At 36.9% G+C, this 26,037-nt stretch carries 14 protein-coding genes; 10 read left to right on the top strand and 4 right to left on the bottom strand.

All coding sequences use genetic code 11. From position 1 onward, the window contains the following. The first annotated feature begins 167 nt into the window (after nucleotides 1-167). The 3 genes from AC07XN_RS00185 to AC07XN_RS00195 all read left to right on the top strand — a co-directional run bounded on the left by AC07XN_RS00185 (nucleotide 168) and on the right by AC07XN_RS00195 (nucleotide 3,094). A complete protein-coding gene (locus tag AC07XN_RS00185) occupies nucleotides 168-593 on the top strand; it encodes a nuclear transport factor 2 family protein (protein WP_494741599.1) in 426 nt (141 codons plus the stop codon). 180 nt (nucleotides 594-773) lie between these two features. Further along, nucleotides 774-1,883: a family 20 glycosylhydrolase gene (locus AC07XN_RS00190; protein WP_494741600.1), complete on the top strand. Its 1,110-nt coding sequence runs from the start codon at nucleotides 774-776 to the stop codon at nucleotides 1,881-1,883. Between the two features lie 20 nt (nucleotides 1,884-1,903). Continuing rightward, nucleotides 1,904-3,094: a DUF5009 domain-containing protein gene (locus AC07XN_RS00195; protein WP_494741601.1), complete on the top strand. Its 1,191-nt coding sequence runs from the start codon at nucleotides 1,904-1,906 to the stop codon at nucleotides 3,092-3,094. A 32-nt stretch (nucleotides 3,095-3,126) separates the two neighbouring features. On the opposite strand, the gene AC07XN_RS00200 is transcribed toward AC07XN_RS00195, so the two are convergent. Both AC07XN_RS00200 and AC07XN_RS00205 read right to left on the bottom strand, forming a co-directional pair. Beyond that, entirely contained in the window at nucleotides 3,127-3,813 is a 687-nt protein-coding gene (locus AC07XN_RS00200; RefSeq protein ID WP_494741615.1) for a LytR/AlgR family response regulator transcription factor, read from the bottom strand. Nucleotides 3,814-4,027: 214 nt separating this feature from the next. Next, nucleotides 4,028-5,569, bottom strand: a complete 1,542-nt coding sequence (locus AC07XN_RS00205; protein ID WP_494741602.1) for a sensor histidine kinase — start codon at nucleotides 5,567-5,569, stop codon at nucleotides 4,028-4,030. 1,172 nt (nucleotides 5,570-6,741) lie between these two features. Here AC07XN_RS00205 and AC07XN_RS00210 point away from each other — a divergent pair. From AC07XN_RS00210 to AC07XN_RS00240, 7 genes are all read left to right on the top strand, one after another. Further along, nucleotides 6,742-9,006, top strand: coding sequence for a fasciclin domain-containing protein (locus AC07XN_RS00210; protein WP_309914537.1), 2,265 nt, complete (start codon nucleotides 6,742-6,744; stop codon nucleotides 9,004-9,006). A gap of 70 nt (nucleotides 9,007-9,076) precedes the next feature. Next, nucleotides 9,077-12,343, top strand: coding sequence for a SusC/RagA family TonB-linked outer membrane protein (locus tag AC07XN_RS00215; protein WP_309914534.1), 3,267 nt, complete (start codon nucleotides 9,077-9,079; stop codon nucleotides 12,341-12,343). 41 nt (nucleotides 12,344-12,384) lie between these two features. Further along, the gene (locus tag AC07XN_RS00220) at nucleotides 12,385-13,887 is read left to right on the top strand and encodes a RagB/SusD family nutrient uptake outer membrane protein (RefSeq protein WP_494741603.1); all 1,503 of its coding nucleotides are present in this window, start codon (nucleotides 12,385-12,387) and stop codon (nucleotides 13,885-13,887) included. A 62-nt stretch (nucleotides 13,888-13,949) separates the two neighbouring features. After that, a complete protein-coding gene (locus AC07XN_RS00225) occupies nucleotides 13,950-15,611 on the top strand; it encodes a fasciclin domain-containing protein (RefSeq protein WP_494741604.1) in 1,662 nt (553 codons plus the stop codon). Between the two features lie 69 nt (nucleotides 15,612-15,680). After that, nucleotides 15,681-17,141, top strand: coding sequence for a fasciclin domain-containing protein (locus AC07XN_RS00230; protein WP_494741605.1), 1,461 nt, complete (start codon nucleotides 15,681-15,683; stop codon nucleotides 17,139-17,141). 42 nt (nucleotides 17,142-17,183) lie between these two features. Continuing rightward, nucleotides 17,184-20,399 (top strand): SusC/RagA family TonB-linked outer membrane protein, encoded by a 3,216-nt coding sequence (locus tag AC07XN_RS00235; RefSeq protein ID WP_494741606.1) that lies wholly within the window; start codon nucleotides 17,184-17,186, stop codon nucleotides 20,397-20,399. A gap of 63 nt (nucleotides 20,400-20,462) precedes the next feature. After that, nucleotides 20,463-22,283, top strand: coding sequence for a RagB/SusD family nutrient uptake outer membrane protein (locus AC07XN_RS00240; RefSeq protein WP_494741607.1), 1,821 nt, complete (start codon nucleotides 20,463-20,465; stop codon nucleotides 22,281-22,283). A gap of 127 nt (nucleotides 22,284-22,410) precedes the next feature. Here the strand turns inward: AC07XN_RS00240 and AC07XN_RS00245 are convergent, their stop codons facing one another. Both AC07XN_RS00245 and polA read right to left on the bottom strand, forming a co-directional pair. Next, nucleotides 22,411-22,992 (bottom strand): hypothetical protein, encoded by a 582-nt coding sequence (locus AC07XN_RS00245; protein ID WP_494741608.1) that lies wholly within the window; start codon nucleotides 22,990-22,992, stop codon nucleotides 22,411-22,413. 189 nt (nucleotides 22,993-23,181) lie between these two features. Further along, entirely contained in the window at nucleotides 23,182-26,037 is a 2,856-nt protein-coding gene (gene polA / locus AC07XN_RS00250) for a DNA polymerase I (protein WP_494741609.1), read from the bottom strand.

The raw sequence follows: 26,037 nt of genomic DNA on the forward strand, positions 1-26,037 counted from the left end.
CATAATGTTACATTAAATGCTAATAATACAGCAATTGAAAATTGCTGTATTATTAGCATTTATATTATTGGTTTTCATGGTATACTGTTACCCTAAATCTAGTCTAAACTAATCCACTGATTTTCTTATCTTTGAATACCAATAAGCCTTATACAAACATTAATCCCATGAAAAATACTTTCCTCTTCCTTATCACCATTTTTATAGCTGTTGCTTGTAAATCTAAAGTCAATACTAACGAAGCTCTCGTAAAACAATATTTCGAGCATTTCAATAAACATGAATGGCAAAAGATGGCTGATATGTACACTGAAACTGCCGACTTCAAAGACCCTTCCTTTGGTCAAGGAATTGTGAAACAAACAAGGGCACAAACTTTTAAAAAGTATAGTGAATTGAATCAACTATTTCCTGATTTGAAAGATTCAGTCGTCAATATTTATCCTTCGGGTAATACCCACATCGTAGTAGAATTTATCTCTACTGGCACTGCCCCAGATAAAACTACTTTTAAATTACCTATCTGCACGATTTTCACCATTGAAAACGGATTGATTACGAAGGACTTTACTTATTACGATAATTTTCAATAGTAGTCAAAAGTTGTTTTTTTAAAACAAAACGGAAATATAATACACATTTGCTAATATTTTTCCATAAAATAAGCCTTAAACTGACCTGTTTTACCTGCTTTTAGGCTTAATTGCCCTTGTTATCCTTAGTGGATTTAGCCAACTTGTAAGTACATCCAATCTAATTACGCTCTTATAACTATGGCTAGATTTTCTCTTATCTTACTTATTAGCTTTTGTGCGGCTTTATGGAATAACTCGAAAGCACAATCAAAAATAGATAGCCTTCTTCCTACACGTGGTTTTTGCATTACTGCTCCTAAAGCCCAGAAAATCGATGATTTTATTAAGTTTATCCAAGAGGAACTCGCTCCGCGACATGTAAATACGTTGATTCTACGCGTTGATTATAATTATCAATTTGAAAGTCACCCTGAACTCAGAGACCCTGAGGCACTTTCTAAAAAAGATGTTAAAAAACTGGTAAAGGTTTGCCAGAAAAACAATATCAGTATCATTCCTCAAATCAATTTATTAGGGCATCAATCTTGGGCAAGCACTACAACAAATCTCCTAAAGGTATATCCAGAATTTGATGAAACTCCTGCTGTAAAAATGCCTGAAAAATACGTTTGGCCTAATCCAGACGGATTGTATTGTAAAAGCTATTGTCCTTTACATCCAGGAGTACATAAAGTAGTTTTTGAGCTTGTGGATGAAATCTGCGAGGCATTTGAAAGCGAGGCATTTCATGCAGGAATGGACGAAGTGTTTTATATTGGCGATGATAAATGTCCACGATGTTCGGGAAGAGATAAAGCAGAGTTGTTTGCGGGAGAAGTAAATGAAATCAGAAATCATTTGGCATTAAAAAACAGAAAACTCTGGATTTGGGGCGACCGTCTCATTGATGGCAAAACAACGGGGATAGGTATGTGGGAAGCTAGCTTTAACAATACTCACAGAGCCATTGACTTGATTGCCAAAGACGTTACCATCTGTGATTGGCACTATGAACGTCCCGACCAAACGGCTGTTTATTTTGCGATAAAAGGGTTAAACGTAATCACTTGCCCTTGGAGAATGCCCAAATTTGCAGTAGCTCAAACACAGGATATGGTGAAATTCAGACAGTCAGCAACATCAACCATGAAACCACATTTTCAAGGAATGATGCAAACGGTTTGGTCTAGTGCTGAAGGTTTTTTAGATGAATTTTATGGAAGAAATTCCAATAAAGTAGCGGAAGAAAACACTTCTGCTAATTGTTTTAGAGCGATGTTTACAGAGATAAATCGCCTTGACAAATAACAATCTAACTTTATAAGCTGATGGAAACCAAACGTATTTTTTCAATCGATATATTCAGGGCATTAACAATGCTGTTAATGATTTTTGTAAATGACCTCTGGACATTGAAAGATATACCTCTTTGGTTAGAACACACCGAAGCCGAGCAAGATGGTATGGGGTTGGCTGATACGGTATTCCCGTGTTTCTTATTTATTCTTGGCATGGCTATTCCTTTTGCCATTAAAAATCGTATTGCCAAAGGCGACACTCCTCTACAGCTAACCAAACATATCATTACACGTTCGATAGCGTTGCTAATCATGGGCGTGTTTACAGTAAACGTACCAGAAATCAATGAAACAGCCACGGGGATGAGTAGTGAAGTATTCCAGATATTAATGGTGCTAGGCTTCTTTTTGATTTGGAATGTTTACCCCAAAACTGAAGGGTTGAAAGGTAAAATATTTTTAGGGCTACAGGCTTTAGGAGTAATCCTATTATTGATATTAGCATATATTTTTAAAGCTGGAACTCATGAAAATTTGGCAGGGATAACGCCCCAGTGGTGGGGAATTTTAGGGCTTATTGGTTGGACTTACCTCACGGCAGCCATCATTTATTTATTTACCTATCGAAAAACATCTTTACTCGTTTTTTTTACAGTATTTTTTAATCTCTTCGCCATTGCTGGTCATGCAGGATTGTTACAAAAAATTTGGAGTACTGGCCCTTCTGATTGGATTTTAGCCAATGGTGCTTTCTTTGCTTTCGCTTTTGCAGGTATCATGGCTAGTGTGTTGCTAGAACAATATGCTAGTTCTGAAAATCGTCAAAGATTGGCAGGGATTTATGTGATAATCGGTATCGTATTATTAATACTGGGCTTTGTACTAAGACAGTATTTTATTATTTCTAAAATTTTAGCAACGCCTACTTGGGTTTTCCTTTCCTGTGGTATTTCCTTTATTTTTTATGCTTTAATTTACTACGTCGTTGACATCAAAGAGAAGGCTCATTGGTTTAGAAGCATCAAAACTGCGGGTACTAGCACGCTGACTTGCTATTTGATTCCTTATTGGTATTATAGCATCGCTAACTTATCAGGCATTGCCTTGCCCGCTTTCCTCACTACAGGTATAGTAGGTTTAGTAAAATCATTGATTTACTCGTTTATCATTATTGGTATTGCTACTTTGCTGGGTAGAATAAATATTAAGTTAAAAATTTGAGGTTTGTGGCTCGACTTGGAAAGTCGTGCTACTCATCCTTTTAATTTATCTTTAATCAAGTCTAGGTTATCCTCATACGATGCCCCAATCGGAATTTCTATTCCTTGGATAGAAACTGTTTGTCTGGCTATTTTTTCTACTTTGCTATAAGCAATAATGTAGGAACGATGGATACGGACAAATAGCTTTTCTGGCAATACTTGTAAAATATCAGACATGGTTTGACGACTCAGCAACTTACCATTTTTCAACATAAAAGTGAGGTAATTCCCTTCGGCTTCGATGTAGAGTATATCATCAAAAAACACTTTTTCTTCTTCATAGCCCGTCTTGATAAAAATAAAATCTCGCTCCTCTCCTTCTTTCAATTGTTTGATAGATAGTGCCTTGTTGCAAGCTTTCATAAAACGAGCTAGCGAAAAAGGCTTTAAAAGATAGTCGAGGGCATCTAACTCAAAACCTTGAACAGCATATTCAGAATAGGCCGTAGTAAATATTACCATCGGTACTTTCTGCAAACAGTGTACAAACTCTATCCCCGATATGTCGGGCATTTTGATGTCTAAAAAAATAAGATCTATTTTATTGTTTTGTAGATATGGAATCGCTTCGAAGGCATCAGTAAAAGTTGCCTTCAAATCTAGAAAGGGAATTTTGGAGGCATGAATTTCTATTACTTCTAATGCTTTGGGTTCGTCGTCGATAGCAATGGCTGTCATTTTTTTATTGAGTAATTGGTTTCTTGAGTGATTAGTGATTGGTAAATAGTGATTAGAAATTTGTTTATAATTGATTACATTTTTCAAGTGTAATATATTTAAAGTAAAACTAAGTTACAGGCTTTTTGGATTAAAGTAACCACATGAATATTACTAATTATGTCAATCTATTTTAGGCAAGTACATCTAATCACCAATCACTATTTACTAATCACTAAAAAATAACAAACGTTAGTGCTACAAAATAATCTTGCTCTGATTGTTGAATATCTAAGCTATATCGTTGGGGGTAAATCAACTCTAGTCGTTTTTTTACATTTTCTAGCCCAATCCCAGACGAGTGTTTTTCTGTGTCATTTTCCTGTTTAGGGTGTAAGGAATTATGTACTTTAAAATAAAGTTTATTGGCATCAAAAGTAAGCGTAATATATATCCAAGAGGGTTTTCTGAAACTAATACCGTGTTTAAACGCATTTTCTACAAATGGATTCAGTAACATGGGGGCTATGTAAATTTCATGATTGAGTGTCTGTATATTTACCCGAATTTCTATCTCATGAGATTCATCCAACCGCATTCGTTGAATATCAATAAAATTCTCTAAATACTCTATTTCTTTACTAAGTGGAATACGGTCTTGGTGGTTTTCATGCAACATAAACCGCATCATATCGCCTAGTTTCTGAATGCCATTAGATGTCTTCTCTGCATTTTCTTTTAGTGCAACGGCATACAATGTATTTAAGGCATTGAACAAAAAATGGGGGTTGATTTGTGTGCGTAGGGTATTTAGTTCAGCCGATTTCTGAAAGACCTGTGTTTGTAATTGCTTTTTCTCTTCAAAGAACATCCACCTAATAATAGCAGAGACCCCTCCTAATACGTTTGGTAACATAACAGTGTCAAAACCAATAAAAGTTCTGACATAAATTTTACTCCAGAACAAATAGAGGACTACAAAATAAGTAAAAATCAGCAGGAAAGGTACAATCAGGTTTTCACGCTTGCTGTAATTAATTTTTCCAAAATAAGGAATTACCTTTTTATAACAGAAATGATGTATTCCAATGGTTAAGAATATCAGGATAACCCCTATAACAAGTCCTGAGCTTCCCACAATTAGGTTTGCTACTTCTCCAAAAAGGGTAAAAAAAATAATGATAACAACACTTATCCCTAAAATAATGTTACTTAATACCTGATGCTTAGCCTCCTTTTTTGCTTCATATAGCTCGGCGGTATAGTAATATAACTGAGCTATGACTTCGTACATAACAATAATAGCCATTACTGCAAAAGAGTCTGTTAATACATGTAATTTCCTATAAAGCGAAAACACCTTAAAACCAATTGGGTTGTTGAAAAACTCATCGTAGCGAAACCGCCAGAAAAGTTTATACTCTTTATATACATAACAACTTGCTATAACCAATATCACTGATAAGAGTAGCAGGATAATCGTTGTAATATCAATGTTCTTCTTTTTGATTTCAGGAAAAACAAGAAAATGAAAAATAGCCCATGCTCCAGCAAAAAACACTGCAGCGGCTATGGTTGGAAAAATGTTATTTACATATTGGTCATAGCCCGCTAAGTCTGCCCAGATAACACTGTTATCTACAGGAATATTTTGGAGGTATTCTATATCAGAATCAAAATCAGAAGCGATACCAAAGAGCCTCCTGACGACGTAAAGAGTAATGGCTAAAAGAATAAAAAACAATTCGTAAGGTCTGAGTCTCTCGTGTGCATTCATGTCGTTTTTTTTTCTTCAAAACTAGTATGCTAGCCTTTTGCGTATTTTAAAATGTTTTAAACACATAGATATTTGGGGTGAAATGTAAGATGTTATCATTTTTGAAGGGTAAAGTGAGTATTATTTTATCAAAGTGTCCTGTTTTTTCCCAAAAGAATAATAGAAAAGGACAGAAAATAAAAAAAATATATTTTTTTATTAAATAATTTGGTATTAGAAAAATACAACGATTTCCCATATCTCTATCCTGATTGATATGCTTTAAAATTGTCTTTTTCTCGTGATAATTGGCAATTTATAGGGTTTTAAGCTGCTATTTTGGGTATATATATCATTAGCAATTTTTTTATACCTCCGCGTAGTGGATGTTGATTTACAGCATATTCACCCTAATTAACTATTCAAATCTATACATTCGCTTGTCTGTTAAAAAGTATGGTATAACACTTTATTTCAGCTTTTTACGTAATCAAACCTGCTAGTCTATGGATTCAATTTGTTTCACTAATCTTTCATTTTTTTTTCACAATATACTAGCTAGGCTATACAACGCATACTTAATTGTTTTTTTATTTTTTTTAAATATGCTCCCTTCCTATTTACCTTCTCAAAAAAATAATTAAAAAAAAATTACAATTTGATGAGTATCAAAAATTGTACTATTCTGATATTTAACAGTACTTACAGGATGGTACATGATGGTCAGCGAAACCTTAATAGGTTATTTTACAATAAATAATTCATAAAATACAAAAATGCTTTTTATGAATTAGGTAAAATAAGCCTTTAATAGGCTAGCAAAAACAAACAATTTCAAGATTATTAAACCATAAATCAAACTTTTTTTATCCCTAAAAGCTAGTCTCAAAGGGTTTTCCCGAGTCCAAAGTATCATTAAATCACTATATAAAACAAACTATTTTCTATGAACAAAACTGTACTCCTTCATAAATTAGTCGAAATGTGTTAAGAAGACACATACTCAACCAAGCCACTTTTGATTACCACAATAATTGCTACGATTACATAAGATAACACTCTAAAAAGAGTTTCATCCAATTTCAACTTAAAATTAATGAAGGTCAAAAATCTTCATGTGAAACCTGTTTGTTTAAAATTAACAAAATCAAAAAATTAAATCACAATCCTATAATATACATAAACCATAAAGAATGATGTATCAATACTCTTTTCGTTATTTTTTTGTCATGCTTGGCATCGTGTTCACTTTGCTTAGTAGTTGTACTAAAGAAGAGCTGGATATATACAAACGTCCAGAAACATTAGAGCCACCCATTTATCAAACACTCCAAAACAAAGGGAATTTCACCACACTGCTAGGAGTTATTGATAAAAGTGGCTATCAACGTACCCTTAGTAGTGCTGGCTATTGGACATTTTTTGCACCCAATGATGAAGCCTTCAAAGCTTATTTTACGACAACAGGTCTTACATTGGCTAGCTTAGATTCTACGAAAGCTCGCGAACTTATACAAAACGTTTTAGTTTTTAATGCTTTTGACAAATCTCGTCTAGCCGACTACCAGTCACCCCTTGGCTGGCAAGAATCAAGAGCTTTCAGAAGAAAGACTGCCTTTTATACAGGCTTCTATGACGAAACTACTTTTGATGGTACGAAATTAAAAGCTGTTTCATTAAATCGCCCTAATAACAACTATATCGTCGGTGATAACAACAACAAGCATATTTCATATTTCATTGATGAGTATTTCACTGCCGTAGGATTAAGCGCTGCCGACTACAATTACTTCTATCCAACTTCAACCTATGCTGGTTTTAATGTGATGGAAGCAAAAGTAGTGAATGCTGATATTTTTGCTGAAAACGGTATGATTCATGAAATTGATAAAGTATTGACTCCTCAACCTTCTATCGATGAGTTTTTACGTACTAAACCTCAATACAGTGTGTTTAGAAACCTGATTGAGAAATATGCTGCTACGTATGCCTTGAACGATGCCATGACGACTAAATATAGTAACCTCACTGGCAAAGGCGACAAGGTATATGTAAAGACATTCAATAAACAAGCTAGTAGTGGTAAGTTTTTGACCTTTGCGACTAACTGCGAAAACTTTTTGAAGAATGCTGATAATGATTCACAATTAGATATGTGGACGGCCTTTATTCCTACTAATGATGTGCTGACACAGTATATCAATACTGTATTATTAGAAAACTATACGTCATTGGATGCAATGCCTCCGGGAATTGTTATCGATCTTATCAATGCGCACTTATTTCCAACTACAGTTTGGCCAACTAAATTCAAAAACAGCTTTAACGCATTGGGCGAGGAAGCTCGCTTTGATGCCGCTAGCAACGTTATCGAGAAAAAAGTATTGAGTAATGCCATGCTTTATGGTACCAACAAAGTACAAGAATCTAACCTTTTCTCTTCGGTTTATTCAAAGGCATATCTAGACCCTAAGTACAGTATCATGACAAGAATATTGGATATGGACTGGAAAAATACCATTCTTAACCCACGAGTAAACTATACTTTGTTCATGATTAGTGACGAAGCATTCAAAGCGGCTGGTTATGACTATGACCCTTCTAAATTTGTATCAAACGTGGCTAACAGTGAATGGGGCTATACAGCACCGGGAACTACTACTCGTACATCGGGTACTTCTATGTTAGCCAACCTTCAAAGAATTGTGGCTACTAGTGTTGTTTATACACCACAAAACCAATTGAATGATTTATCAGGAAAAGGCGTAATTGATGCAATCAATGGTGAGTATATCAAATACGAAAACAACAAAGTAACCTCAACAGGTATCAAATCGGCTCCGTTAAGTATTGTAAAATCTAAAACTGCTTCAAACGGAAAAGTATATTATACTACTGGCTTATTGAATTTTGCACCAGCTAATACTAACATTGCCGACCCTATCGGTAAAGACCTTTCAGTATTAGGTGCTACTTCAGACTCACCTTACTATAATTTCTATCAATACCTTAAAAACTCAACCATTTTCACGGCTGCAACATTTGCGATAAGCAACGTAAACGAGGGTAGTTTTTATACATTCTTTGTGCCAGACAATGCGGCGATTCAGGCAGCAGTAAATGATGGCGTTTTACCGGGAACAGGTACTGGGGCAGTAAAAACACCAAATTTTAATCCTACAAGCTTGCTTGATAAAAAGAAGGTAGAAGACTTCATCAGCTATCATATCTTAAACAAAAAATCAATTGCACCAGACGGTAAAGAATCAGGAGCGATGGAAACTTTGCTTAAGGATGCTGTAGGAGACCCTGTAAAAGTTACCGTACTCAATAGTGTAGGTTCGATGCAATTGGCAGATGCTACTTCAAAGAAATCTAATGTTAGAGTTGACAAAAGTAACAACCTTTCTAACAGAGCGATGATTCATTTGATTGATGGTTATTTAAAGGCCAACTAAACCCCAACGGTATACGACTAGTGGATTTATAGGTCATACAACTCGTTTAAAAAAACTTGCAAATAAGCCAATGAAAATTTTTACCAAATTACTAATAATAACAGGGGTATTGCTATTATGCCAACATTTGTCAATAGCACAAACACCTAATTTACATACTGTTAGAGGTAAGATTATTGACCTCAAAGATAGCTCTGCTGTGATAGGTGCTACAGTAGCTGAGATTGACCGCGACAACCGTATCATTAAAGGGGTAAGCTCGGATGTGGAAGGGAATTTCGTTATCAGGGTTTCTAATGCCAATAACAGACTCTCGATTTCGAGTATCGGTTACAAAACCCAAAAGATTGATATCAAAGGACGTACTTCGATAAAAATCTGGTTTGAGGCTACCACTTCAGACCTTGACGAGGTAGTCGTTTCGGCTCGTCCAACTGATAACGGGTTGATGTCTGTTTCTGAAAGAAATACTACGATTGCCGTTGCGAAAATTGATGCAAAGGCCGTGGAAGATATGCAGGGAACATCTATCGACCAAATGTTGCAAGGTCGTTTATCAGGGGTAGATATTACGGCTGCTTCTGGTGACCCTGGTACAGGGATGCAAATCAGAATCAGGGGTACGTCATCAATCAACTCATCAGTTGACCCTATGATTGTAGTAGATGGTATGCCTTATGAAACATCTATTCCATCTGACTTTAACTTTGGTAGTGCCGACGAAATGGGTTACGCTTCTTTATTAAACTTAGCACCCTCGGACATTAAAAATATTGCAGTGTTAAAAGATGCTGCTGCTACAGCGATGTGGGGTTCAAGAGCAGCCAATGGGGTAGTAGTAATTAATACGAAAAGAGGTACTGTTGGTACACCTAAGGTTACTTATACTTTCAAAGGTTCTGTTTCTAAACAGCCAAATGCTATTCCAATGCTTTCGGGTGACCAATACTCAATGTTGATTCCTGAAGCTGTCATGAATAGAAACGGTGTGCCATTGAATACACAAACAGTAAAAGAATTTCAGTATGACCCAAATGACCCTTATTGGTTCAACAACTACGGACAAAACGTAAACTGGGTAGATGCCATTACACAAATTGGTTATTCACAAGACCATAATGTTTCTATTACGGGTGGTGGTGAAAAAGCTAAATATTATGCTTCTACTGGATACTTTACTCAAAAAGGAACAACGATTGGTACTGGCTTAGACCGTTTGAATACGCGTATCAACCTCGACTATAACGTATCAAACAATATTCGTTTCAAAACCGACTTATCGTTTACACACTCGTCAAATGCCAGAAACTATGTTTCAGCGTTAACAAGTAATAAAGATTTAATTCGTTCGGTAGCCTATAGCAAAATGCCTAACATGAGTATTTTTGAATACAATGATTTAGGAACATTGACAGGTAATTACTTTTCGCCATTAACCAATATTCAGGGTGCTTTTCCAGGGACTTATAACCCTGTTGCGATGGTTGAATCTGCGAAAAACAATATTATTTCAGAAAGAATTATTCCTCACTTTCAAGTACAGTACGATTTAGTACCTGAAAAATGGATAGCTACTTTTGATATTCAGTTTGATATTAACAATAACAAAACAAACTCTTTCTTACCACAAGTTGCTACTGGACAAACATTTACTAGCCCTGCGGTAAACGTTGCGACAGATGGCGATGCTGATGGTTTTGCGGTAACCACTAAAACAAGTTTGATTTATACGCCAAAATGGAAAAACACCAAACATGACTTTACAAGTTTATGGGCGTTGAATACTTCAGATATTAAATCTGTTTGGCAAGAAGCTTATGTTACCAATACGGCATCATCTGATTTGACAGATGTTACCAACCCAGCTCGTTTAACTACTTCAAAATTATCATCAGGTGTTTCGCAGACTCGTAACATTGGTTTGTTATGGAACATTCACTATGGCTTTTTAGACCGCTATATCTTTGATATTGGTATTCGTGGTGATGGTAATTCTCGTTTTGGTCCAGATTATCGTTATGGTTTATTCCCTTCTATTTCAACAAAATGGATTATTTCGGATGAACCTTTCATGAAAAGATTCGACAACTTAATTGAGCACCTAGGCTTAAGAATGAGTTACGGACAAAGTGGTAATGCTCCACGCAAAGACTATCTGTTCTATGGTAAATACAATACTTTGGGTTGGTCTTACCTTGGTTCTGCTGGTGTTGTTCCACAAACGATAGAATTGAACAACCTCCGCTGGGAGCGTATCATTGGTAGAAACATTGGTATCAACTTAATTACTCGTAACAGAAAATTAACGATTGATGCTGAATTCTATAAAAACAGTACTAAAGATTTATTCTTTGAAGACCTACAGATTCCTGCCTTTACTGGTTTCAACACGGTACAAATGAACGTGGGTACAATGGAAAACTCTGGTTGGGAGTTCAGCTTAAACTTGAATGCCTACAAGACCAAATCATGGTTGGTAGATTTCAACATGAACATTGCTCATAACGTCAACGTAATCCGCGAAATCTCTGATTTATATCCTCGCCAGGGTGGTATTTCAACGTTGAATGGTGCTTACATGACTTATATGCAAGTAAACAATCCTTTTGGTTCATTCTATGGCTACCGCTATTTAGGGGTTTATAAAGACAAAGCTGCTACGGTAGCGAGAGGTAAAAGTGGTGAACCAATCATTACGCCAGATGCTCAGTCAGTTTATATGCGTTTCAATTACCCACAAACTGACTATGTATTCCAACCCGGAGATGCGATGTATGAAGATGTTAACAAAGATGGTAATATCAACTACATGGACTTAGTGTATTTAGGAAACAGTAACCCAGCTTTCACAGGTGGATTTGGAGCAAGTGTTACTTATAAATCTTTCAAATTGACTACCTTCTTCAACTTCCGTAATAATTACGACGTAGTAAATGCTACCCGTATGAATACTACTAATATGTATGGTTTCGGAAATCAGAGTACTGAAGTATTGGCTCGTTGGAGAAAAGAAGGTGATGAAACTATGGTACCACGTGCTTTATACAATACTGGTTATAACTGGTTGGGATCAAGCAGATACGTTGAAGATGCTTCATTCGTACGTTTCAGAACAGCTACTATAAGCTATACATTCAAGAAAGAGCTTTTGAAAACCTTGAATATTACAGCCTTGAGAGCATATGCAACCGTAGAAAACTTAATGACTTGGACTAACTATAGCGGGCAAGACCCAGAAGTACAGATGCGTGGGAGTGACCCATTCAGAGTAGCGACGGATAACTCGATGACGCCAGCACCTAAAACGGTGACCTTTGGTATAGCGGCTACTTTCTAAGTATAATCAATACAGATACAACAATTATAGATAAAAATACAATGTTGAAAAAGATATTTTATAACCTGATTTGTGTATGCTCATTACTGATTGCTAGTTCTTGCGACAGTTGGTTAGCACTGAGCCCACAAGACGGAATCGTACAGAGTCGATTCTGGCAAAATAAAGAACAAGTAGAGTCTGCGGTAAGTGGTATCTATGCTTCTTTGATAGATGGTTTGCCTGAAAAAATGTTTATTCTGGGTGAAATCAGAGCAGATATGGTTACTAGTTCATTCAGAATTACCAATGCTGAACTAGACATCATGAGTAGTAATATTCTACCAACGAATGCCTTGACAGACTGGAGAGATTTCTACCGTATTATCAATTACAGCAATACTGTAGTAGCATTTGCTCCAAGTGTATTAGACAAAGATAAGACTTATACAGAAGCTGCTTTAAAAGGACACGTTGCTGAAGCAAAAGCAATGAGAGCGTGGATGTATTTTTATCTGGTAAGATTATTCGGAGAGGTGCCATTGAAATTGTCGGCAACTAGTAGTGATGATGAGATTGTTGCGTTAGCAAAATCGGGTAAGGATGTTATCCTTGCACAGATTGTAAAGGATTTAGAAGAAGCTGAGAAGGATATTCCAAGTACTTATGGCAACAAAGAAAAAGACCATAGTAGAATAACTAAACACATGGTAAATACCCTACAGGCTGATGTGTATTTGTGGATGGAAAAACCAACTGAAGCCTTGGCTGCTACTAATAAAGTAATTGCAAGTGCTAAATTCGGTTTAGTATCAAGCCCCGAAAGAAGTATATCTTGGTTCAATACTATCAAAGCAGGAAATTCAAACGAAGGTATCTTCGAGTTGGCTCATGGTAGTGATTATGTCATCAGATTTGTAGCTACTACTTATCCTTTCTATGCCATTTTTGGTTCGGGTGCTTCTAGTACTTATAGAAGATATCAGGCTACCACTTATGTAACTGAAACACTTTTTACGGAAGACATCATAGACCCTACTAATTATGACACACGTGCTGATGATGCTTCTTTAAGCACAGCTACGGGAGTAATTAGAAAATACGACCGTCTGTCGGGTGATACTCCTTTCAACTTTATCGTGTATCGTTATGCAGATGTCCTTCTGATGAAAGCCGAAGCGTTGGCTTTGTTGAATAGAGGAACAGAAGCTTTAGCGATTGTAAAGCAAATTCGTCAGAGAGCTTGGGCAATTCCACAAACTGAGAAGTCGCCAGAGCCTACCAATATTGATGGTGTAGGCGGTGTGTTGGAATATATCTTAGAAGAACGTGCCAGAGAATTTGCCTTTGAAGGAAAACGTTGGTTTGATGTCCTTAGAAATGCCAAAAGAAGTAATTATAAGCGTCTTGATTTATTGATTGATTTAACAGCCAGAAGTGTTCCTAGCGAAAGACAACAATCTGCGATTGCTAAAATCAAAGACCCTAATAGTCACTATTTGCCGATTTATCTATACGAACTTCAAACAAATACACTTTTGGTTCAGAATCCATTCTATAAGTAACCATCAGAGGTTAAAACAACATTTTTTCAAGATGATTTTGAAGACATTAAAAAAATAAGAAAATGAAAAAGTTAATACAATCGCTCACATTACCATTACTTAGCCTATTAATAGGGCTAGGTATTATGAGCTGTACGGACGTAAAAATTGTTGAAACCACTACGGGTGATGCCAACCTATATAGTTACCTCCTGAAATACCCTGAAAAGTATTCAGATTTTGCCAAAGTTATTGACAAATCTGGCTATAATGGGTTCTTGGATGCTTATGGAGCTTATACGATGTTTGCTCCTACTAACACTGCCGTAAAAGCCTATTTAACACAGATTGGCAAAACTACCGACCAGCTTACTAAAGAGGAGGCTCAGGCTATCGTGAAAATCCATGTTATCAGAGATACCCTTACTACCAACTCTTTTAAAGATGGTAAATTACCACTAGTAACGATGTATGGACAATACTTGCTATCGGGCGTAACGAATGGTACTGAAGGTTCAAGCTATACATTAAATCGCCAAGCGAATATCGTAGAGTCGAACATCAAAACTGGTAACGGTATGTTGCATATTTTGGATGCTGTATTGAAACCTGCGACTAAGACAATTGCACAATTTGTGGGTGACAATCCAGACTATTCAATTTTCACACAGGCATTGAAAGAAACTGGATATTATGATTCGCTAAATGTGATTAACGAGAATATCGATAAACGCTTTATGACTTTGGTAGCGGAGTCGAACACGGTATTAGCAAAAGCTGGTTTTACCGATTATACGAAGCTGAAAGCGAGATATTCGAAGACGGGTAATCCAAAACTTAAAACTGACAGCCTTAATATTTATGTGGCATACCATATCCTAGATGGAGCTAAATACTTGGGCGATATTATTACCGCTACTTCACACATTACAAAGGTATCAACTGAACCTACAGTAGTTAGTTCTAAATTAGAGGGACAAACTGTGTTATTGAACGATGATATTTTTAATGGAATCAGAGAAGTAGGCGTTGAATTGTCACGTACACTAAGCGACAACACTGCCACTAATGGTGTAGTACACAGCAGTTTGGGCGACTACAATGTAAAATTACGTTTGCCTATCAGAATTGACTGGGACGTTTGCGATTTCCCCGAAATCAAAAAGCTTTCAGCATATTATGGCAAAAAGACTTATGCTTTCCCTGTGGGTACGGTATTGAAAGACATCACTTGGGCAAATGCCAGCTTCCCTCCTACGTATGTATATGCTGGTTCTGAAAACGCAGCCAAACGAGACTATTTACAAGTACCGATGGGTGTACCTAGTAGAAACTTATGGCTTGATATGAAAACGCCAATTATTCCAAAAGGTAAGTACAAAGTATGGATGTGCTACAGACGTCAACGTACATCAAACAGCTTTACGATTACTTGTACAGGAGCAATTGATGGTGAAACGCTTACACGTCCTTTCTTATTTATCGACCAAGTTCCTTCATTATCAGCGGGAGAATTAGAATCACTAGGCTGGAAAATTTTTATGTCACCTGGAACAGACATCAATGCTGCAGCACGTTTGCTTGGAACAATTGATATTAAAACAACTGACAGGCATACTTTCCGTTTGCAGGCTATCAATGGTACGCACTCGCCAAACAACATTGATATGATTCAGTTCATTCCAATCAACCAGAATCAGCTTAGTCCTCGCCATTTACCAGACGGTACGCTGATTAATGAGTAACAGCTTGTATTTCGATGATAGAAACTGGTCAATAAAGAGACTTATATTATAAATATTAAAAGCATTCAAATGAAAATAAGATACTTATACTTTTTACTAATTGCCTTTTGGGGAACAATCCTACTATCGTGTAAGACATGGGATGACCGTTTAGTATCTGCAAATGATGATTTAGGGAAAACCTTATTTGCTGAAATTAGTGCACAAACTAACTTAAGTAAGTTCAAAGAGCTTTTAGAGAAATCGGGGTACAGCAAAGTGCTTTCTTCTTCTAAAAACTATACGGTGTGGGCTCCTACCAACGAAGCTTTAGCTAGTTTGAGTACTACCATTATCAATGACTCGGTAGCATTAAAAGCCTTTGTTGGCAACCATATTGCTTTGCAAAGTCATGTTATGCCTACAACTACCACTACTGAATCAGTTGGTTTAGTAAATGGTAAATATGTTACTTTCGGAAAGGATATTTTTGGTACAGCAGCCATTACATCGTCTAATAAATATGTAGGCAATGGAGTATTGCATATTATTGGTTCGGCGGTTCAGGTATTTCCTTCGTTGTGGGAATATGTTAATACGACCAAAGGCACTTACGCTCAGAACTCAGCTATTATCAACCTTACTTCACAAGTATTTAATGCTAGTAAGGCTACGATAGATAGTATTAGTGCTACAACTGGTTTGCCAGTATATCGCCCAGGAACAGGTTTTGAAACAGTAAACGCTTTCACTCAGAAAGTATATGATTTGAATGATGAGTCGAAAAAATATACTTACTTCCTTTTGGCTAACGATGTGTTTAATCAAGAAGTAACGAAGATTTCTCCATATTTCAAAACAAGTACCACTGATAGTACCTACAGAAAAGCCGCTTATGAAACCATCAAAGATTTAGCCATTGAAGGGGAATATTCAATCAATCAACTACCTGCTACTTTAAAATCAAAGTTTGATGTAACTCTTGCGATTGATAAGTCGGCCATCGTGCAAACGATAAAAGTAAGTAACGGAACAGTGTATGTATTGAATAAAATTGGTGTAACTATCAACGATAAGTTTAAGCCCATCATTGTTGAAGGTGAAAATTATGCTAGCAGAATGACGACAGCATCAAGCCTTGCCTCTACTGTAATTGCGGTACGTACGCTATTAAACCCATTGACTAATACAAATTTCAAATCGGTCTTTGTAGTTGGACATGGAAACAGCGGTTTTTGGCTTCGTTACAACTTGCCAGAAACACCATCTATCAAATACAAAGTGTATTGGGTAGCCGTAAACGATTTGTACGGTTCTAACACAGCAACGGGGGAAACAGCCACTTTTGCCATTAACCAAAAGTTATCGATGGGCTCGTTGAGTTCAGCAACCTTTGCTTATCCAGCAGCGGCACTGCCAGTGAAGAATTATACAGAACAATTACTCGGTGAGTACACAGTAAGTTCTTATGGTACACTAAGCCTATATTTAGTAGCCAACGGAACCAATGCCATGGCCCTTGACTACATTAAGCTTGTACCAGTTCTTTAGTTTGCTACATAATATTTTGCCAAAAAACGAACGATGATTCTAATGAAGTATTTCATAAAAAATATACAAACATTCCCCAAAACGACTGTCGCTTTAGCATCTTTTTGTGGATTAGTGCTGTGCGGCTCGGCTGTACAGGCTCAGGATACCCCAATTCAGGAAGTAGTTAAAATTCATCCAAAATATAATACCGAAATTTCGGGGGTTATTATCAGTGCATCAACAGGTAAACCTGTGACGGGTGCAAGGGTGTATTACAAAAGCATGACTTCGTCTATTACTGCTGAAGATGGTACATTCAAATTAAGTATTCCTAGCCCAATGGTTTCAATTTCGGTTGAATGTCCGGGGTATGAAAGTACTGAAATTGCTGTAGCTAAACGTAGTAAAATCAACATTGTTATTCAAGACCAAACTGGGCTTGAAAAATCATATGTTTTGCCTACAGGTATTTCAATTGGAAAGCGTGTAATAGGTGCTGCAAGTTCATTGCCTGTGCCTGATGCTTGGTCAAAAATCACAGATTCTCCAGATAGCTATTTACAAGGCAGAGTAGCGGGTTTAAACAACACTCGCTATTCGGGTACTGCAAACAGCGGGACATTTACTACTTTGCGTGGGTTAAATTCATTGCAAGGTACAAACCGCCCGCTTTATGTAGTTGATAATATCATTTATGATGCTGGCGTATATGGAAACTCACTGAATAGTAATTATTTCGATAATCCATTAGGATACATTGATGTAAGAGATATTACGAACATTACTGTATTAAAAGATGCCTCAGCGGCAGCATTGTATGGAACGAAGGCAGCGAATGGCGTGATTTTAATTACGACGTCAAGAGCGAAAGAACTAGGAACAAAAATTGACTTTGCGATGTATGGCGGAGTAAACATGGCTCCTAAAGACTTGCCTGTAATGAATACAAATAGTTATAGAAGTTATTTATCAGATATTTTATCTTCATCGGGCTATTCAAATTCACAGATTGAAAGTTTGCCTTATATGAATGATAATAAGGCAAACAATCCTGACTATTATACATATCATAACGAAACTGATTGGCAAAAGAAAGTATATGCTAGCAAGCCATTAACCAACATGTATTTACGTGTAACAGGTGGTGACAACATTGCAAAATATGCCCTTTCAATCAATTATCTGAGCAATAAAAATGGTGTGGCTGGTTCTACTTTAGAAAAATACAGTACCCGTTTTAATGCTGACATGAACCTTAGCCGTAAGCTTACTGCTGCTGCAAATTTGAGTTTCTCTTATAACGAGGCTGAAACAAAAGATTTTGGTTTTGCTTCTAAGACCAACCCCATTTATTTATCATTGGTAAAAGCACCTTTCTTGACAGATTATAGTGTTTCAAATACTGGGATATTCTCGCCATTTTATGCAGACGAAGATATTTTCTCAGTAGGTAACCCTGCGGTGGCTGCTACCAGTACTATTGGGGGTAACAAGGCGTATCGTTTCTTTGGTGTACTTGATTTCCAATATGCTTTTTCGAGTGCGTTAAAAATCGGGACTAATATTGCTGTTACGTTTGATAAAATCAAAGAAAACCGCTTTATACCAAACTATGGTTTAGTGAGCGATACCCTTAAAAATGTACTGGCTCTTAATCAGTTAAGTTCACAAACGAAGCGTTTGTTCAATGTTTCAAACGAAACGTATTTAGCGTTTAATAAGACTTTTAAAAACGTTCATGATTTATCAGGACGCTTAGGAGTACGTTTTATTAATTCAAGAGTAGAACAAGACAAAATCTTTGGGTATAACTCAGCTACTGACCAATTAATCAGTGTGGGTAATGGTTCTGTTATTTACAATGATATTAAAGGGGGTATTGGTACATACAACTGGATGAATACCTATTTAAACTTGAATTATGTTTATTCAGACAAATATTTCTTATCATTCAACGTAGCCATGGATGCGTCGTCTCGCTTTGGTAAAAGTGTATCAACCAGCGATGCTATCAGCATAGGCAACACGCCATTTGCATTGATGCCTTCGGTTTCTGCGGCTTGGTTGCTTTCGTCTGAACAATTCTTAGCAGATGGGCCTTTCGATTTATTAAAACTTCGTGTATCTACTGGTCGTGTTGGTAATGATGATATTGGCAACTATGCTTCTAAGCAATATTATGTTGGACAAAACTTACTGGGTCTTCAAGGTATCGTACGTGGAAACATTGCTAATCCGAACTTGAAATGGGAAAGTGTATCAAAATTCAATGCTGGTTTAGATATGAATATTCTTCATGAGCGTATAAGCTTAAGTGTTGATGTATTTAGCAATAAAACAACGGATATGATTGTGGCTGAAAAATTGCCAACAGTAACGGGATTAAGTTATGTAATGACAAACAGCGGAGCCATGAGTACTACAGGGGCTGAAGCTAGTTTGAACATTAAATTATTGAACAAATCAGACTTGAAGTGGGATTTTGGTGTTACTATCGCTCAATCAAAAACAAAGTTGGATAAGCTACCGAACGGTAATGCAGACATCGTTTCTAACTACGGACAGGCTTCGTTCTTGAGCAGAGTAGGTGAAAGCCCAAATGCATTCTATGGTAATGTTTCAAAAGGTGTATATGCTACAGATGCTGCTGCGGCGGCAGATGGTTATATGTCAAGACTGGCTGATGGTTCTTTAAGAGCTTTCAAAGGTGGTGATATAAGATTTGAAGATGTAAATGGTGATAAAATAATCGATGACCAAGACAAAAAGATTATCGGTGACCCAAATCCTGATTTTTATGGTGGGATTAACAACCGTATCATCTATAAAAACTGGACGTTAGATGCCCTTTGTAGTTTTGTATCTGGTAATGAAGTATATAACTATACACGCAGAGTGTTAGAGTCGGGTAATGGTTATTTAAACCAATCGCAAGCAATGGTAATGCGTTGGAGAGGAGAAGGACAAATAACAGATATTCCAAGAGCTACGTATGGTGACCCTGTTCAAAATTCACGTTTCTCGAACAGATGGATTGAAGATGGTTCATATTTTAGATTAAAATCAATTTCAGTTTCTTATAACTTCTCTGTCAACAAAAGTCTTTTGAAGTATTTAACCGTGTATGCTTCGGCAAACAATGTGTTAACACTGACAAAATACCTTGGGTATGATCCAGAATTTAGTTCAACAAATGCAGTAGTAGGACAAGGCGTTGATAATACTTTAGAGCCTATCCAAAAATCATTTCACTTAGGCGTTAAAATAGGTTTATAAGATTAAGCCTAACAGAATCCTCAGTAAACTGAAATTATTAATCGTTAAAATTATCGAAATAAGATGAAATCAATTTTTAGAAAAATAATCATCAATCTAGGTGTACTTTCTTGTGTGTGGATTGGTACTTCTTCGTGTTCAAAGGTATTTGACCTTGACCCTGAGGAAGCCCTAACTACCCAACAAATGTATCGTGACATCTATGATGCCGATGCTGCCATTATTGGCTTATACGGTAAGTTTTCAACACTTGCTAAACAATATGTAGTATTGAACGAACTTCGTGCTGATTTGCTCGATGTTACTGAAAACGCTGATTTATCACTCCGTGAAATCAACAATCACAGCGTTTCAGCCAATAATGCTTATGCTGACCCTCGTCCTTATTATGAGGTGATTCTTAACTGTAACGATATCTTGAAGAATTTCAAGATGATGGTGGAGTCTAACAAAATAAAAAGAACTGAATACAACCAACGTTATGCCGACGTAATAGCCCTAAGAAGCTGGCTTTATTTACAATTGGCTATTCATTTCAATAATGTACCCTACATTACTGAAACAATAGAACAAGTTTCAGACGTTTCGGCTATTGCTAGTAAGCCTACTATTCCATTAAAGGAAATGGTAAAACAGCTTATTACGGCAATGGAAACGATTCCAAGTGTGTATCTTGACCCTTATTCGTTAGATAATACTTTTGTTTCAAACAACGTGGATGGCTACTCTCCTACTACTTTCTTTATTGAAAAACACGTTTTGTTAGGCGATTTGTACTTATGGGACAACCAATATAATAAGGCAGCAACAATGTATAAATATATCATGACTACATCTGACCGCCTTGGTTTTGAAGCAACAGATATTAACGTTTGGTATCATTTATACAAAATTACTCGTGGACAAATATCAAGTGGTATGGGTCCAGTAGCGGTAAGCTATGATAGCAATATCAACGACGAAAGTAGATTACTTGATAACAACAATACTGGATGGCGTTCACTTTTTGCACGTGACCGTTCGAACACTAACTACAATGGTACTTCTAATACATCATCTATCTCGCGTGACCCTGAATGGCTTTGGTTACTACCATTTGATAATAAGTTTTTACCTCAAAACCCGTTCATTGACCTTTTCTCGAACGTAGGTGGTAGTTATTTATTACAGCCTTCGCAACAAGCGCAGGATATGTGGAATACGCAAACACAAACTAATAATTTCTCGTTTGATGCTCGCGGAAGAATGTCGTACAAAATGGTCAATGGTAGACCAGTTGTGTATAAGTACTTATACAACTATCTTAATCCAAACTTAACAGGTTCTGTACTTAGTTTAGTGGGTAAAAGTCTGCAAGAAAAGAATGGTCGTTGGTTCTTGAACAGAGCAGCTAACGTACATTTAAAATTTGCAGAAGCAGCTAATCGTGAAGGTCGTAGAAAATTAGCCTTTGCTTTAATGAATAGTGGTGTTGCCAATATTTATAATGGTTCATCTAGTGATAAAACCAACTTGATGAATACGTTTGATGTTCCTCCTTATGACTTTGACGCAAGAAACGGTGATGCCCCAGTTCGTTATCGTTCATCATGGCACTTAGCTACGGGAATCAGAGGTAGAGCGATGTTGAAGGATGTAGCAGTAGTTGGTGACAGCACGTTATCTATTGAAAATTCTATCATTAATGAAGGCGCTTTGGAGTTAGCTTTTGAAGGACACCGTTGGAGCGACTTGTTAAGAGTAGCCCTTCGTAGAGAAGACCCAACTTTCTTGGCTGATAAAATCTATGATAAATTAAGAAAAGCTAATAACCCTAACGCTGCAGCAATAAGAAGTAAATTGATGAATAAAGACAATTGGTTTTTGCCTTTTAAGATTCAATAGATATATTGAATAGGCGGAGATTTGTCAAATATCACATACAGATTGGTCAACTTTTAAAAAGTTGACCAATCTAAAAGAGCCTAATAAAAATCCATCCGTTCTTATAGAGTGGATGGATTTTTGTTTATTAATCTCTCCTAACCGCACTTCCATATTTTTTATACAAAACCAGCGATACGATAGCGGTAACAACAATCAATACCAACAAAGCCATTACTGTTTTAACATCCTTGAATACCGAGCTAAGAATGCTGAACAATAATGATTCAATAAAGAAAATAACCCCTGTGTATATCCACCATGCATTATAAGTAGGTAAATTTTCAAGTTCAATATTTACGGTAAAGTTATCTGAGAAGAAAAGCGTTTTCCATTTAGGGAAATCCCAAAGTAATAATCCGATTGAGGCTATCAATAATAGGAATGTGATATAAACTGTCCCCGCAAAATTCATCGAAAAGGTTATCAGAAAAATGTTGGTAATGATACCTAAGAAGATAAGGTTTCCGAGGGTAGCAAACCGTTGGGTCATCAATAATAAGGCAGCAATTATTTGGGTAAAACCTAAGAATTGCCAGTAGATACCAGTTTGGTACATGGCTTCAAAGAAGAATCCGATTGGGTTAGAAATTGGGATAGTTGTAAAACGATTTCCCATTAATTTAGTCAATCCAGAGGGGACAAAGGCAAAACCAATGAGGTACCTCATCCAAATCACAAAAAATGAAAGGTACTCGTTACGTCGTACACTAAGGTAAAGGTTGAATAGTATATTCACAAAGCTGTGGAAATGGTTTAGTTGAAGATATTCAAATATAGCGAATTTATAGCTTTGACAACTTTTAAAAGTTGTCAAAGCTGTATTTCTCACTACACATTCCAAACGCTACACTCCAAATCAATGTGCTTCTAACCAATTCAAGCCAACGCCCATACCTGTTTCCATTTTTACAGGGAAAGGAAGCGCATTTACCATCAATTCATTTACTTTTTCTTTCATCAATTCCAGTTCTGATTTATGTACATCGAATACTAATTCGTCATGCACTGTCAGAATCATGCGTGATTGCAATTTTTCTTCTTTGATAAAGTTGTTTACTTTAATCATCGCCAACTTAATCATATCCGCTGCCGACCCTTGAATCGGTGCGTTTACGGCGTTACGTTCGGCAAAACCACGCTCTACCATGTTGTTTGAATTGATGTCACGCAGGTAACGTCTTCTTCCCAAAATGGTTTCTACATACCCTTTATCACGGGCGTCGATTACAGCAGTATCCATGTATCGTTTAATGGCAGGGAACTCTCGCCAGTAGCTATCAATGATTTCTTTGGCTTCAGTTCTAGAAATAGCAATTTGCTGTGCCAAACCAAAAGCCGAAACGCCATAGATAATACCAAAGTTTACGGTTTTGGCTTTTCTACGCATATCAGAGGTTACTTCATCCAAGCTTACATTAAATACCTTGGCTGCCGTTGTTGCGTGAATATCACGCCCTTGGTTAAAGGCTTCAATCATCGACTCGTCTTTGGCAACAGCCGCCATGATGCGTAATTCTATCTGCGAGTAATCGGCTGAAAGAATTAAAAAGTCGTCATTTTTAGGAATAAAAGCCTTCCTGATTTCACGGCCTCGTGCTGTACGAATAGGAATATTTTGCAAGTTAGGATTGGTACTTGACAAACGACCAGTAGCGGTAACAGCCTGATTAAATGACGTATGAATACGACCAGTTCTTGGCGAAATCATCAATGGCAGGGCATCTACATAGGTAGATTTAAGCTTTTGTAATTCTCTAAAATCCAGAATCTTACGAGCAATCTCGTGTTCAGATTCCAATTTAGACAATACCTCTTCACCCGTCATATATTGACCAGTCTTCGTCTTTTTGGCTTTAGGGTCAAGTTTTAGTTTTTCAAATAAAATCTCTCCTAATTGTTTTGGCGAGCCAATATTAAATTCTTGTCCTGCTAATTCAAACACTTTGGTTTGTACCTCTAGCATATCTTTCTCCAAAGTTTTTGACATCACTTTCAAGAAATCTATATCTAGCTTCACTCCCTCCATTTCAATATCACAAAGCACTTGGGTCAGAGGCATTTCTACTTCTTCCAATAGCTTTACTGCACTCGGGTTTTGGGCTAGAATAGGATGTAACTTCCCTTTTAACTGTAAAGTAATATCAGCATCTTCAGCAGCGTATTCTTTGATTTTCTCAAACTCTACCTCACGCATATTGCCTTGTTTAGCACCTTTTTTACCAATCAGCTCTTCAATCGAAACAGGAGTATATTGTAAAAAATCTTCTGCCAAAATATCCATCCCGTGGCGTTTTTCAGGTTCGATGATATAATGTGCCAGCATCGTATCATACGTTTTACCTTTTACCTCCACACCATATTGAGAAAGCACCATTAAATCATATTTGATATTCTGAGCTATCTTTTCAATTTTCTCATTGGCAAAAATAGGCTTAAATTCATCTACGATGGCTTGTGCCTCTTCCCTGTTTGCTGGAGTAGGTACATAATATGCCTCACCTGCTCGATACGCAAACGACAATCCTACTAATTCGGCTTCTACGGCATCTACACTGGTTGTCTCGGTATCAAAACATATTTCATCTTGTAAACTCAAAAAATGAATTAACGATTGACGTAGTTCTGGTGTATCAATCAAATGGTATTGATGTACCGTAGTATTAATTGTTGCTTTTTGATGGGATGCATTATCATCACCTTCGGTAATATCAAAAAGCTCTAATTTCTTTTCTTCCACAATACTTCCGAACAAATCAAATTGTCCAGTCGCCGTTTTTGCTTTCCCAGAAGCAATAGCTTTTTTCGGTTCCGTATTGATTGAAACTTGCTCAGTGCTTTCCTCACCTAATAATCTTCTGCGTAATGTTCTAAATTCTAGTTCGTCTAAAAGTGGAGAAAGTAGTTCTTTGTTTACCTCACAAACTTTTAAATCTTCCTCATCAAAAGTCACAGGCACTTCACAGTGGATAGTCGCTAATTCTTTAGATAATAACCCTTGTACTGCAAAATTTCTAACGTTTTCCTGCTGTTTTCCTTTCAGTTTATCTACGTTTTCGATAAGGTTTTCCAAAGTACCATACTCCTGAATGAGTTTCTGAGCAGTCTTCTCTCCGATTCCCGGAATCCCTGGAATATTATCCGATGCATCTCCCATCAAGCCCAAGGTATCAATTACTTGCGAAACATTCAGAATACCCCAACGGTCTAGAATCTCTTTTACACCCAATACCTCCGCTGGTTTACCCATAAAAGCAGGCTTATACATAAAAATACGTTCTTCCACGAGCTGACCGTAATCTTTATCGGGTGTCATCATGTAAATCTCCATATCTTCATGTTCGCGAGCTGCCCTTTTGGCAATCGTTCCGATAATATCATCGGCTTCGTAGCCCTCCATGATTAACATGGGGATATTCATGGCCGCACAAAGACGTTTGATATAGGGAATGGCAATGGTAATATCTTCTGGTTGAGCCTGACGCTGAGCTTTGTAAGCTTCAAACTGAATGTGTCTGAAAGTCGGAGCAGCCGTATCAAAAGCCACACCAAGGTGCGTAGGTTTTTCCTTCGTGAGTACTTCCAACAAAGTATTAGTAAACCCAAACACCGCACTGGTATTCAGTCCTTTAGAAGTAATACGAGGAGTTTTCTGGAAAGCAAAGTGCGCACGATAAATCAAGGCCATTGCGTCGAGAAGAAATAGTTTTTTCAT

Source organism: Arcicella sp. GW458-12-2-14-TSB2, assembly GCF_059423785.1.

Bases quoted from the DNA above. Each gene is read 5' to 3' on its own strand.
- AC07XN_RS00185 (WP_494741599.1), top strand. From the start codon at position 168: ATGAAAAATACTTTCCTCTTCCTTATCACCATTTTTATAGCTGTTGCT.
- AC07XN_RS00190 (WP_494741600.1), top strand. From the start codon at position 774: ATGGCTAGATTTTCTCTTATCTTACTTATTAGCTTTTGTGCGGCTTTA.
- AC07XN_RS00195 (WP_494741601.1), top strand. From the start codon at position 1,904: ATGGAAACCAAACGTATTTTTTCAATCGATATATTCAGGGCATTAACA.
- AC07XN_RS00200 (WP_494741615.1), bottom strand. From the start codon at position 3,813: ATGACAGCCATTGCTATCGACGACGAACCCAAAGCATTAGAAGTAATA.
- AC07XN_RS00205 (WP_494741602.1), bottom strand. From the start codon at position 5,569: ATGAATGCACACGAGAGACTCAGACCTTACGAATTGTTTTTTATTCTT.
- AC07XN_RS00210 (WP_309914537.1), top strand. From the start codon at position 6,742: ATGATGTATCAATACTCTTTTCGTTATTTTTTTGTCATGCTTGGCATC.
- AC07XN_RS00215 (WP_309914534.1), top strand. From the start codon at position 9,077: ATGAAAATTTTTACCAAATTACTAATAATAACAGGGGTATTGCTATTA.
- AC07XN_RS00220 (WP_494741603.1), top strand. From the start codon at position 12,385: ATGTTGAAAAAGATATTTTATAACCTGATTTGTGTATGCTCATTACTG.
- AC07XN_RS00225 (WP_494741604.1), top strand. From the start codon at position 13,950: ATGAAAAAGTTAATACAATCGCTCACATTACCATTACTTAGCCTATTA.
- AC07XN_RS00230 (WP_494741605.1), top strand. From the start codon at position 15,681: ATGAAAATAAGATACTTATACTTTTTACTAATTGCCTTTTGGGGAACA.
- AC07XN_RS00235 (WP_494741606.1), top strand. From the start codon at position 17,184: ATGAAGTATTTCATAAAAAATATACAAACATTCCCCAAAACGACTGTC.
- AC07XN_RS00240 (WP_494741607.1), top strand. From the start codon at position 20,463: ATGAAATCAATTTTTAGAAAAATAATCATCAATCTAGGTGTACTTTCT.
- AC07XN_RS00245 (WP_494741608.1), bottom strand. From the start codon at position 22,992: ATGAGGTACCTCATTGGTTTTGCCTTTGTCCCCTCTGGATTGACTAAA.
- polA (WP_494741609.1), bottom strand. From the start codon at position 26,037: ATGAAAAAACTATTTCTTCTCGACGCAATGGCCTTGATTTATCGTGCG.